The sequence below is a fragment of the Paenibacillus sp. FSL R7-0048 genome, assembly GCF_038004505.1.
Lineage (GTDB): Bacteria > Bacillota > Bacilli > Paenibacillales > Paenibacillaceae > Paenibacillus_AQ > Paenibacillus_AQ odorifer.
The window spans coordinates 6752946-6765441 of record NZ_JBBORF010000001.1 but is presented as its reverse complement, the minus strand read 5'-3'; the positions used below and the strand labels follow the sequence as shown (position 1 = coordinate 6765441).

General features: G+C 46.4%; 13 protein-coding genes. All 13 read left to right on the top strand.

Going from position 1 to position 12496, the window contains the following annotated elements; translation table 11 throughout:
* Positions 1-130: 130 nt before the first annotated feature.
* The 13 genes from atpD to NSQ91_RS29920 all read left to right on the top strand — a co-directional run bounded on the left by atpD (position 131) and on the right by NSQ91_RS29920 (position 12416).
* The gene (gene atpD / locus NSQ91_RS29980; protein WP_036681562.1) at positions 131-1531 is read left to right on the top strand and encodes a F0F1 ATP synthase subunit beta; all 1401 of its coding nucleotides are present in this window, start codon (positions 131-133) and stop codon (positions 1529-1531) included.
* Between the two features lie 102 nt (positions 1532-1633).
* Positions 1634-2050: a F0F1 ATP synthase subunit epsilon gene (locus NSQ91_RS29975; protein WP_036681559.1), complete on the top strand. Its 417-nt coding sequence runs from the start codon at positions 1634-1636 to the stop codon at positions 2048-2050.
* Between the two features lie 195 nt (positions 2051-2245).
* Positions 2246-2503, top strand: a complete 258-nt coding sequence (locus NSQ91_RS29970; protein ID WP_036681556.1) for a DUF1146 family protein — start codon at positions 2246-2248, stop codon at positions 2501-2503.
* A 200-nt stretch (positions 2504-2703) separates the two neighbouring features.
* A complete protein-coding gene (gene murA, locus NSQ91_RS29965; RefSeq protein WP_076123926.1) occupies positions 2704-4080 on the top strand; it encodes a UDP-N-acetylglucosamine 1-carboxyvinyltransferase in 1377 nt (458 codons plus the stop codon).
* 216 nt (positions 4081-4296) lie between these two features.
* Positions 4297-5439: a stage II sporulation protein D gene (spoIID, locus tag NSQ91_RS29960; protein ID WP_076303590.1), complete on the top strand. Its 1143-nt coding sequence runs from the start codon at positions 4297-4299 to the stop codon at positions 5437-5439.
* 61 nt (positions 5440-5500) lie between these two features.
* The gene (locus NSQ91_RS29955; protein ID WP_076123922.1) at positions 5501-6244 is read left to right on the top strand and encodes a M23 family metallopeptidase; all 744 of its coding nucleotides are present in this window, start codon (positions 5501-5503) and stop codon (positions 6242-6244) included.
* A 272-nt stretch (positions 6245-6516) separates the two neighbouring features.
* Positions 6517-6804 (top strand): sporulation transcriptional regulator SpoIIID, encoded by a 288-nt coding sequence (gene spoIIID / locus NSQ91_RS29950; RefSeq protein ID WP_036681548.1) that lies wholly within the window; start codon positions 6517-6519, stop codon positions 6802-6804.
* Between the two features lie 129 nt (positions 6805-6933).
* Positions 6934-7932 carry a rod shape-determining protein gene (locus NSQ91_RS29945; RefSeq protein ID WP_036681546.1) on the top strand — a complete coding sequence of 333 codons (999 nt, stop codon included), beginning with the start codon at positions 6934-6936 and terminating at the stop codon, positions 7930-7932.
* Positions 7933-7979: 47 nt separating this feature from the next.
* The gene (locus NSQ91_RS29940) at positions 7980-8858 is read left to right on the top strand and encodes a flagellar hook-basal body protein (RefSeq protein WP_038573634.1); all 879 of its coding nucleotides are present in this window, start codon (positions 7980-7982) and stop codon (positions 8856-8858) included.
* Between the two features lie 51 nt (positions 8859-8909).
* Complete coding sequence (locus NSQ91_RS29935) at positions 8910-9731, top strand: flagellar hook-basal body protein (protein WP_076182078.1); 822 nt, start codon at positions 8910-8912, stop codon at positions 9729-9731.
* Between the two features lie 10 nt (positions 9732-9741).
* Positions 9742-9966: a DNA-directed RNA polymerase subunit beta gene (locus NSQ91_RS29930; protein WP_036681538.1), complete on the top strand. Its 225-nt coding sequence runs from the start codon at positions 9742-9744 to the stop codon at positions 9964-9966.
* A gap of 263 nt (positions 9967-10229) precedes the next feature.
* Positions 10230-10652, top strand: coding sequence for a 3-hydroxyacyl-ACP dehydratase FabZ (gene fabZ, locus NSQ91_RS29925; protein ID WP_036681536.1), 423 nt, complete (start codon positions 10230-10232; stop codon positions 10650-10652).
* Between the two features lie 42 nt (positions 10653-10694).
* Positions 10695-12416, top strand: a complete 1722-nt coding sequence (locus NSQ91_RS29920; protein WP_076123920.1) for a phospho-sugar mutase — start codon at positions 10695-10697, stop codon at positions 12414-12416.
* Positions 12417-12496 lie beyond the last annotated feature (80 nt).

Genomic DNA, 12496 nt, shown 5'->3' with positions numbered 1-12496 from the left:
TTAAAATATAAGAAAGTATGGTTTTACACTATACAAAATGCTTATATTTCTACGAGAAACGGTTGTCATCTTTATATGACGACAACGTCGTTTCTTCTTGATGTAACAGCTTTCGAGGAGGGAAAAGAAGATGAACAAAGGACGCGTTGTAAGCATTATGGGTCCGGTTGTCGATATTGAATTTGAACGCGGCCAGTTGCCCGAGATTTTCAACGCTATCAAAATTGAAACCGTCTTGGACAATGGTCGTCAGCTTAACCTAACACTTGAGGTTTCCAATCACTTGGGAGACAATCTGGTACGTTGTATCGCGATGTCTTCTACTGATGGTCTGGTTCGTGGACTGGATGCAATCGATCAAGGAGGTCCAATTTCGGTTCCTGTAGGGGAAGCGACATTAGGCCGTGTATTTAACGTACTTGGTAATCCAATTGATAACGCTGGTGAAGTTCTTGCTGAGAAAAAGAACCCGATTCACCGTCTCGCACCAACATTTGACGAATTGTCAACACAAGCGGAAATCTTGGAAACAGGTATTAAAGTTATCGACTTGCTCGCACCTTATGCTAAGGGTGGTAAAGTCGGCCTCTTCGGCGGTGCCGGCGTAGGTAAAACAGTAACAATCCAAGAATTGATTAATAACATTGCCCAAGAGCACGGTGGTATTTCCGTATTCGCAGGTGTCGGTGAACGTACTCGTGAAGGTAATGACCTTTATCACGAAATGACGGATTCCGGCGTTATTAAGAAGACAGCAATGGTCTTCGGACAAATGAACGAGCCTCCAGGTGCACGTCTTCGTGTAGCTTTGACCGGTTTGACCATGGCGGAATATTTCCGTGATGTGGAAGGTCGCGATACGCTGCTCTTTATCGATAATATATTCCGCTTTACCCAAGCGGGTTCCGAAGTGTCCGCTCTTCTCGGCCGTATGCCATCTGCGGTTGGTTATCAGCCGACTCTGGCTACTGAAATGGGCCAGCTGCAAGAGCGTATCACATCGACTAAAAAAGGTTCAGTTACATCGATTCAAGCAATCTACGTACCGGCGGATGACTACACTGACCCTGCTCCGGCTACAGCGTTTGCTCACTTGGATGCAACAACTAACCTTGAGCGTAAAATTTCCGAGAAGGGGATTTTCCCAGCGGTTGACCCACTGGCTTCCAGCTCGCGTTTGCTCGCTCCAGAAATTGTTGGTGAAGAACATTACAACGTGGCACAAGGTGTTAAACAATTGCTGCAACGTTATACCGAGCTTCAAGACATCATTGCCATCTTGGGTATGGATGAATTGAGTGAGGATGATAAGGTTATCGTAGCTCGTGCTCGTAAAGTTGAACGCTTCCTGTCGCAGCCATTCCACGTGGCTGAACAGTTCACTGGCTTTAAGGGTAAATATGTACCAATCAAAGAAACTGTACGCAGCTTTAAGGAAATCCTGGATGGTAAGCATGATGATCTTCCAGAAGCAGCTTTCCTATTTGTAGGTACGATTGAAGAAGCAGTAGAAAAAGCGAAATCGATGTAACCTGAGCTTAGCTAATGCTTTCGATGCAAGCTTTACTTCGTAAAGCTTAGTGCATGCTTTCGAAGCGAGCTTTACAATGTAAAGCTTTAAGGAGGAATGGAAGTGAATACCTTTTTGTTGGAAATTGTCACGCCGGAGCATCTCGTTTACTCCAAGCAAGTGAATAGCTTGATTGTGAGAGGGGTCGAAGGCGAGTTGGGTATTTTGCCGGGACACATTCCGCTTGTGACTCCACTTCAGGTTGCTCCGTTATCCGTCAAATCGGACGGTGTTACGATCTCCATCGCTGTTCATGGCGGGTTCGTTGAAGTGCATAAGGACAAAGTAACCGTGCTGGCTGAAAGTGCCGAGCTGCCAACAGATATCGATGTTGAGCGCGCCGAAGCGGCTAGAGAACGGGCTCAACGCCGTCTCCAGACTCGGAGCAAACAAGATGATATCGATCACCGCCGTGCGGAATTGGCGCTGCAACGCGCTGTTACACGGATTAAAGTGTCCACAGGAAAAGGACAACAGTAGGATAAAAGCAGTCAAGCCTTAGGGTTTGACTGCTTTTTATTATAGTAATCTATTGAAAAAAGGTTAAAATTTCTTCATTATTTTGGATAATGGCGTTGAATTGTTTAAAAATTTGTAAAAGTACTGGATTCTTTTGCCCTTCACAAGTATGATATAAGAGTCGATTTCCGAGTAATACGAACACGGAGGGTTAGCATGGAGGATATATTGTCGGGTGGGTTGTCTAGCGCAGTTGGAACCAGCAGTATGGTCTCAATGATTGTATCTTTGCTCAGTGTTGTATTATCTTGGTGGGCATTGCAGAACCTTAAGCTCGATTTGGTCATAAGATATCCCAAGAGTCCTCAGGGAAGGCTGCTGCACTTGCTGTTGGCCATTGTACTTGGTCGTTTTGTAGCGGGGTTCTTCCTGGATTACCTGAGCTGGAGTGGGATGATCCGATATATGTTTTAAGGGGATGTAGTTTGGTTATAAGTGTCTTAGGTCGCAGTGGTCAAAAGGTGTCGAATAATAAGGTTTTATTATGTCAACACTGAACTTTAAGGAACATGCCCGAGTAAATGGGCGTATTGATGGAGTAGAGAACTTTTTTTGCAATTACTTTAATCTAAAAAAATAATTTAAGAAATAATGGACGCGGAGGGAAACCGAAAATGAGCAAATTTATCGTCCGCGGTGGCAACAGATTGACCGGGAGCGTGAAAGTTAGCGGCGCAAAAAATTCCGTATTACCGATCATAGCCGCCTCTCTATTGGCAGAAGAAGGAGTAAGCGTCATTGTAGACGCACCTCCGCTTGATGATGTGATGACGATATCAAAAATGCTGGAATCTCTGGGTGCAGGGGTTACATATCAGAACGATATTATCCAGGTGGATGCTACAAATATCACATCCTGTGAAGCACCTTATGAATGGGTTCGAAAAATGCGGGCGTCTTTTTTAGTCATGGGCCCACTGTTATCTAGACTTGGTCAGACAAGAATTTCCCTGCCAGGCGGCTGTGCCATTGGTACACGACCGATTGATCAGCATTTGAAAGGGTTTGAAGCACTGGGTGCGGAGATTAGTCTCGGCCAGGGCTACATTGAAGCGAAAAGCAACGGACGCCTGCGCGGTGCCAAAGTGTATTTGGATGTAGCAAGCGTAGGTGCGACCGAAAATATAATGATGGCAGCTACATTAGCCGAAGGCGTGACCGTTATCGAGAATGCGGCTAAGGAGCCTGAGATTGTCGACCTGGCCAATTACTTGAATGGTATGGGCGCAATCGTACGCGGTGCGGGAACAGGCGTTATCCGTATTGAAGGGGTAGAACGTCTGCATGGGGTCAAACATCATGTAATCCCTGACCGTATCGAAGCAGGTACGTACATGGCGGCTGCAGCAATTACCGGTGGAGATGTATATGTGGAAGGCGCAATTGCTGATCACTTAGGTCCTGTTATTGCTAAGATGGAAGAAATGGGTGTAACCATTATTCCCGACGAGAACGGTATTCGTGTAATCAGTGACAAGCCTCTCAAAGCTGTTGATTTGAAGACTTTGCCGTATCCAGGTTTTCCTACGGATATGCAGTCGCAAATGATGGCATTATTGCTGCGTTCTGAAGGTACTAGTGTCGTTACAGAAACCGTATTTGAGAACCGGTTTATGCATGTGGATGAATTCCACAACATGAATGCTGAGATTAAGATCGAAGGTCGCTCGGCGATCGTTACAGGTAATGCACAATTGGTCGGAGCTAAGGTTTGTGCTACGGATCTGCGTGCGGGAGCTGCGCTTATTTTGGCAGGTCTGGTTGCTGAGGGCACTACTGAAGTAAGCGGAACTCATCATATTGACCGCGGGTATGTTCATTTGGCTGAGAAACTGTCCGGATTGGGTGCGGAAATTTGGCGCATCTCCATGGAAGATACTTCAGCGCAAACCGTGAAGGATGAAGTTCTTAAACCGGAAGTATCCAAGAGTGAATCGACTAAAAACGAAGAGGTTAAACCACGCTTTCAGGTTCAACCAACTTGGGTATAATATCAATCATTAGGAGAGACCAGGCTGCAGTTTGCAGCTTGGTCTTTTTTTATGGAATCCTCATTTGATGGGGATTTTTTTGTATGCAATTTAATAGCCTGTGGTCTAGTAATAGATTGAGGACAGGAACTCTCTTTCTCTCAAATTGTGTTCTAGCAGTTGCTGCAAATTCATATCTATAAGAATCACCAGTGATTCACGGAAGGAGCCATAGAGATGAAAGATTTCCGCTACTTGCGAAGAAACAAGACAACGCGCTGGCACTCGCGTCCCCTTGCTCCCCGGCGCAGGCGACTCATCCCCGTCGGCTGGCTCGCAGCGCCTTTCCTGGCGGCGCTGCTGATTCCGCTGGCGGTTGTCCCGCTACACCGGGGACAACCGGCGCCTGTGGCCGTGCCGACGGTCACGGCCCCTCCGGCGGCGCCGGAGACGGCTGCGCAGGAAGCGCCGCAGCCGGACGTCTCTGTCTATTTGTCACACAGCGGACAAATAGAGACATTGCCGCTGGAGGACTACGTCCGCGGCGTGCTTGCGGCCGAGATGCCGGCCGACTTTGAGCTTGAAGCGCTCAAAGCGCAGGCCGTAGCGGCCCGCACCTTTATCATGCGCCGCCTGGTGGCTGGCGACAGAAGCGGCGTACCCGTTCCGGAGGCGGATGTAACCGATACGGTAAGCCATCAGGCTTACATATCTAAGGACACGCTGGAACGGCAATGGAAGCTCGGCGGAAGAAGCGCCGACCTCGCAAAGCTGCAGCGCGCGGTCCTTGAGACGCGCGGAGTGATCATGACTTATAAAGGGCAGCCGATAACGGCCTCCTTTTTCGCCTCCAGTGGAGGATATACTGAGAACTCAGAAGAGTATTGGAATGCAGCGATTCCCTATCTGCGCAGCGTGACGAGTCCTTGGGAGAAAGAGATTACCCCAAACTATGCAGTGACTAACACCTTTACTGTTGCTGAAATACTTACTAGATTGGGTCTGAACGATAAAGTCATTCCAGCCTCCAAAGAAACTACCAATTCAGGAACTACAACGAAGATTTCATCATCTTCGAGATTACCTATGGAAGTGTTGTCTCTTACCACTGGACATCGGATTAAAGAGGTCTCAATTGGAGGCTCTATATTTACTGGACGTGAAGTGAGAGAGAAGCTGGGCCTACGATCCAGCCAATTCAGTTGGAGTCGTAAGGGAAATAAGATCTTAATCACGACCTTCGGAAATGGGCATGGAGTAGGGATGAGCCAGTGGGGGGCAAATGGGATGGCTAAAGAGGGTGGAACTGCTACCCAAATTCTCAAACACTATTATAGTGGTATCTCATTTACACAAATCTCAACTCTTCTGAAAAAATAACTTGAAAGATACGTATAAAAGAGAAAACCCCGGTAACACTGGTTACTGAGGTGATAACCATATGAATGAACAAGACAAAAACAAAACAAACCAAGATGAATCTCTCAAAAAAACTCAGGGAGATTTACCTGGTGCAAAACCTTCTTCATGGAACAGACTGGTATCTAAACGTTGGGTATTCCCAGCAGTCTACACGGCGGCAGCGGCAATTATACTAACCTTGGTGTGGGTCTATCAGGATGCCGGCCAGAAGCCGCTCAACCAGGACACCGCCGCCACTTCGCAGCAAGTAGGAACTTCCGCTAACGAAGCTGGTACAACAACCGGAGGTCCAGATGCACTTGAAGTTGTTGCTTCAACGGAAAGTATGACTTGGCCAGTAGCTAATCCAGGTGAAGTAGAAGTAGTTAAGCCGTATTATGATGAGAATGGTACAGAGGACAATCACGTTGCCGCTATGGTGCAATATAACGACAAATTTATTCCTAATGTCGGAATCGATATTGCCCGTGAAGACAACAATACGTTCGATGTTAAAGCAGCGCTCAGCGGTGAAGTGACCAGAGTGGAAGATGTTGCGGTATTAGGTAAAGTGATTGAAATTACCCATCAAGGTAATTTGAAGACCGTATACCAAAGTCTTGGTGAAACAAAAGTTAAACAAGGCGATGTAGTGAAGCAAGGAGATACTCTTGCCACAGCTGGTCGCAGTGAGATCGAAAAGGACCTTGGAAATCATGTACACTTTGAAGTGTACGAAGATGGCAAAGTAGTCAATCCATCGGATTTACTGCCACAGCGATAAAAATTTCTATAGCAGGGGGCGAAAGCCCCCTATTTTTTTGTGTATATAAGGATTTTTAAGGTTGTGTTTGTGATGAGCCTTTTGTTTACGCGGGAAACGGTTGTTGACCTAAAGGGAGAACGACGGCTTTTCATCATGCTAATAACACGGGTTATTAGGTTGTCCATTAAATAAAATGAGCCCTCCATAGCTTGTCATGTCTTGAAAGCGCGAATATATAAGCCCGCCCCTCATATAATGTACCAAACTATCCACAGTTGGGAGGCGGGAGCGTGCACGATTACATCAAGGAACGTACGATCAAAATCGGACGCTGCATCGTGGAAACCAGGCATACGGTCCGGACCATAGCCAAGGAATTTGGCGTTTCAAAGAGCACGGTGCATAAAGATTTAACTGAGCGTCTGCCAGAGATCAACCCTGATCTGGCCGATCAGGTGAAGCACATTCTCGAATATCACAAGTCCATCCGACATCTTCGGGGGGGAGAAGCCACAAAAATCAAATATAAAAAATCGACGGGGAAAAAACGTGAGGTTGCTGTAGCATCAAAGCCATGAGATTTTCGGAAATTTAAGGAAATATTCAGCTTTAATACATTGTGTACTTCCCCTAAAGTATGGTATTTTTAAATTTAGTACTAACTGCTGTTTTTTCAATTAAAATAACACTTTGGGGGCTCTTTCATTATGTTTAGCAAGGATATCGGAATCGACCTCGGCACGGCCAATGTGCTCATACATGTTAAGGGAAGGGGAGTCGTTCTGGATGAACCTTCCGTGGTCACACTTGAAAGTGATACGAAGAGAGTCCTTGCGGTGGGAGAACAGGCACGTCGCATGGTTGGACGTACACCTGGAAATATTATAACAATCCGTCCTCTCCGGGATGGTGTCATTGCAGATTTTGAAATCACAGAAATGATGCTCAAGTATTTTATCGACCGCGTTGGCGGCCGGTCCTGGTACGCACGGCCCCGTATTCTGATTTGCGCCCCTACAAATATTACATCTGTGGAACAGAAGTCCATACGGGAAGCGGCGGAGCGGAGCGGGGCTAAGGAAGTTTTTATGGAGGAAGAGCCAAAAGCCGCTGCAATCGGAGCGGGAATGGATATTTATCAGCCTAGTGGGAACATGGTCGTCGATATCGGTGGCGGAACGACGGATGTAGCCGTACTTTCTATGGGCGACGTCGTTACCGCTTCTTCGATTAAAGTCGCAGGAGACAAGTTCGATGAGGCCATTTTAAGATATATTAAACAAAAGTATAAGCTGTTAATCGGTGAACGTACGGCAGAGGATATTAAGGTTACAATTGGCACCGTGCGTCCAGGCCTGATGCAGGCTGAAATGGATATTCGTGGTCGTGATATGGTAAGTGGACTCCCTCAGACGCTCACTATTACTTCAGGCGAGGTAAAAGAAGCACTATGGGATCCGGTTTCTTCTATTGTGGCAGCTGCTAAGTCCGTTCTGGAACGTACACCGCCTGAGCTATCAGCAGATATTATTGACCGGGGTGTTGTTCTAACTGGTGGTGGCGCTTTACTTAATGGATTGGACGAGCTCCTCTCAGAAGAATTACATGTTCCGGTGTGGATAGCGGAAGACCCGATGCATTGTGTAGTTAAGGGAACCGGAATAATGCTAGATAATTTGGACAAGGTCGTTAAGAAAAAGTTCTAAGCAGCCGATATAAAAGGTAGCAAAAGATTCGGAAGGGGACTACCTTCATGATAAGAGGATTATATACAGCCGCTGCAGGTATGGTTACACAGCAGCGTAGACATGATACGGCAACACAGAACATCGCTAACTTGAATACAACGGGGTACAAGCAGGTTGACAGTGTCAATCATGCTTTTCCGGATGTACTGATCTCTGCTATGAGTAATGGCAATACAAAGCCAGTGGGGCGCCTTAACACTGGGGTTTTTGCAGAACAATCGATATCCCAATATTTACAGGGTGATTTAAGGGAGAGCGGCAAGACCATGGATTTTGCTTTATCTACGGATTTGCAAGTAGCTGATCCTGTGACAGGTCAAAATATCTCCTTTGATGGTTCAGGCAAATATGTAAGCCCTGAGGGTGAGGTTGTTTATCGTCCACAGGCCTTCTTTACTGTACAGGATGCTGAAGGGAATAATCTGTATACGCGAAATGGGAGCTTCTCAATAAACGCGGCTACAGGAGAGGTACTGAGCAGTGGTGGCTTCAAGGTTCTTGATTCCACAGGCAAGCCCCTTGTCTTGACAGGAAATCAGGACACCCTTAAAGTGGACGGGCAGGGTAATTTGCTTAATCCAGTAACAGGACTTCCGACAGGGACCAAGCTTGGTGTGAGTGTAGTAACAAAGCCACAGGAGCTTGTACGTGACGGTAATGGTGTATTTCACGCTGATGATGTAGAGGCGGCAGATATCCGTTTCTCTAACGGAACAGATAACATGCAAGTACGCCAAGGTTACCTGGAAAGCTCCAATGTAGATCCTACTCAGGTTACTGTGGATTTGAATGCCGCCTATCGGGCTTATGAAGCGAACCAGAAGATTGTTCAATATTATGATGGCAGCTTGCAGAAGGCTGTAAGTGAAGTTGGCAGGGTATAGGCAGTGCTTAGGAATGAGCTTTACAGGTAGAGCTTATAGGAGGTTTGATCTATGAACAACTCAACGATTAGTGCAGCAGTCTCCATGTCGAGCCTTCAGCAGCGGCTTGATATTATAGCGGATAATCTAGCCAACATGGATACCAATGGTTATAAGAGCAAGCAGGGCTCTTTTGAGGACGTGCTGACTCGTGTACAACAGCAATCAGATGATTATGACCAACCGGGCCGTTCTACACCTCTAGGCTTTAATATGGGTTTTGGGACTTATGTACCTTCGATCTCAACGAATTGGGAAGAGGGACCCCTTAAAGAAACAGGGAGTCCGACCGACTTAGCCATTCAGGGCAACGGGCTTTTTGGTGTTCAGGTCAATGGTACTACGGCGTACACTCGTCAGGGTGATTTTCACTTTATTCCTGACACGACTGATGCCAAAAAGATGGTATTGGTTGATAACACAGGAAACTCGGTTTTAAATACAGAGGGCAAACCTCTAACGGTTCCTGTAGGTGTGAATGCTGCTATCGATGAATCCGGTCGTGTGTTAACGAAAAAGACGGAGAATGGACCTGTTCAGGTAGCGGGTACTATAATGATAGTAGAACCTAAGACACAGAATGCCTTAAAGGCTGTCGATGGTAATTTCTATATGCTTGCAGATGGAGTTACAGCACGGCAGGCTTTTGTACAAAGAGCGGCAGGCGAGGCATCTGGAATTGGAGTGCGCTCAGGATGGCTGGAGCAGTCGAATGTCGATATGACCTCAGAAATGACAGAAATGATGCAGATTCAACGCACGTATCAACTCGTAGCTCGGGCACTTTCGTCCAGTGATCAGATGTTTGGTCTAGCCAATAACATGCGCGCGTAGAGGTGAAGGAATGGATCGACAGGAAAAAGTTAAATCGGAAGAGAAGAAAGAACCCTCTCCACGAGGGATCTCCAAATGGACCATGATACAATGGGTTCTTATTCCCTTGCTTCTCGTAGCTGCACTTGGAGGCGGTCTGGCCGTCGGTTACGTTGTCCTGGGTAAGAAAGAGTTAAGCGATGCTCTGCAGTGGAGCACGTGGAGACATGTATATGATTTGGTTTTTGCTCCATAAATGAAGATGATTTAACCACTCCCTTGTTATATAAGGGAGTTTTCTTTTTTATGCTGAAAAATGTATAATGGTGGGGGGCCTCGGGCAGCAAAAAGGGCCCTCTCCGCCATGCTGCCGCATCCGGTGGAGAAAGCCCCTTATCTCAACCTCCACTTCTGCAGTTGGTGAAGGATAAATATAGTTTTTACCGAACCTGCCTAATTTTATGCATTTCGGCAAAGAATAAAAGAAAATGTGCAACATCCGAAAGGAGTTTTGTCATAATGCTGGATATCAACCAAATTCAAGAAATCATCCCCCATCGGCCTCCATTTCTGCTGGTGGACAAAATTATCGAGATTGAAATGGGCAAAAAAGCTGTAGGAATCAAAAATGTAACGATCAATGAACCGTTCTTTGTAGGTCACTTTCCGGGCTATCCGGTAATGCCGGGTGTACTGATTACAGAAGCCCTTGCACAAGTGGGTGCGGTTGCTATCCTGGGAGTAGAAGCTAATCGCGGCCGAATCGGTTTTTTAGCTGGGCTGGACGGATTCCGTTTTCGTGGTCAAGTGGTACCGGGCGATACACTTACTCTTGAAGTAGAGATCACCCGCCTTAAGGGCAGCATCGGAAAAGGACAAGCTACTGCTTCCGTTGAAGGTAAGGTTGTAGCCTCTGGAGAAATTATGTTTGCTCTGAGCTAAATATTTTATTTTTCTATAAATATATCTAAAGGAGAGATTCATATGACTCAATTAAGTGCGAAAGCGGCAGACACATTATCCCGCTGGTTGCAGGACCCTTCTGTTGACGAGGCTACAAAGGCAGAGCTTCGCGCTCTGGAGAATGAGCCACAGGAGCTTGAAGAGCGTTTTTACAGAGACTTAGAGTTTGGTACAGGCGGCTTGCGTGGGGTTATTGGTGCGGGCAGCAATCGTATCAATCGTTATACTGTTGGCAGAGCTACACAAGGCTTCGCTAATTATATTCTAGAAAAGCATACTGGAGAAGGCAGACCTTCGGTTGTTATCGCGCATGACTCTCGTCGCTTCTCGCCTGAATTCACACTTGAGGCTGCTCTTGTACTGGCTGCTAATGGCATCGAGGCGCATTTGTTTACCTCCCTTCGATCAACACCACAGCTATCATTCAGCGTGCGTTATTTGAAAGCAACGGGTGGTATTGTAATCACCGCGAGCCATAACCCTCCTGAATACAATGGTTATAAGGTCTATAATTCGGAAGGCGGACAGCTTGTACCACACGAAGCCGAAAAGGTCATTTCTTACATACTAGAGGTTGACACTTTTGATGGTGTAAAGCGGATTTCGCAAGAAGAAGCTGAAGCTCAAGGGCTGTTGCACTGGCTAGGAGAGAAGGATGACGAAGCGTTTACCGATACTGTTGCTGCAGTCAGTCTTGCAAGTGAAGAGATTGCCTCTACGCTTGGGAAAGATTTTAAAATCGTATACACTCCGCTGCATGGTACAGGTAATTTGCCAGTCCGCCGTGTACTTGAGAAAATCGGCTTCACCCAGGTGCATGTTGTACCTGAGCAAGAGCAGCCGGATTCTGAATTCTCTACAGTGAAATCTCCGAACCCGGAGGAACGTGAAGCTTTTACGCTAGCTATGAAGCTGGGCGAAGAGTTGAATGCTGACCTTTTGATTGGTACAGATCCTGATGCAGACCGTATGGGTGCGGTAGTTCGCGACAATGAAGGTAAATTTGTTGTTCTGTCCGGCAATCAATCCGGAGCACTGATGATTCATTACTATTTGAGTCGTTTGCAGGAACAAGGAAAGCTGCCTAGCAATGGTGCGGTTGTAAAGACTATCGTTACTAGCGAAATGGGGGCTGCTGTAGCTTCTCATTATGGTGCAACTGTATTTAATACGCTGACTGGCTTCAAATATATTGGAGAAAAGATGACCCAGTTCGAACAATCCGGAGAATACACTTATCTTTTCGGATATGAAGAAAGCTATGGTTATCTTGCAGGCAATTATGCTCGCGATAAGGATGCTGTTCTTGCTGCTATGCTTATCGCTGAAGCAGGTGCTTATTATAAAGCTCAAGGCAAAACATTATATGATGTTCTTCAGGAATTGTACGAGCAGTTCGGATACTTCTTGGAAAGCTTGGAGTCCCGTACGCTGAAAGGCAAAGATGGCGTTGCGCAAATTCAAGGAATCATGAATGATTGGCGTTCTAATGCACCACAAGAAATTGCTGGATCTGCCGTAACAGAAATTCAGGATTATTCCCTGGGCTTAAATGGACTGCCGAAGGAAAATGTACTGAAGTATTTGCTGGCTGACGGATCTTGGTTCTGCCTGCGCCCTTCCGGCACAGAACCTAAGATTAAGGTTTATTTTGCAGTAGTGGGTGACTCCCTGCAGAATGCTAAGGATAAGGTTGCTGCACTGTCGAAACAGGTTATGGCTCGCGTTGACGGGGGACAATAATAAATATAGAGTGCTTTCTATATTGTGAATTATATTTTACGTAGAAACGGGTACCGTCTCTAAAAGGATGACGATCCGTT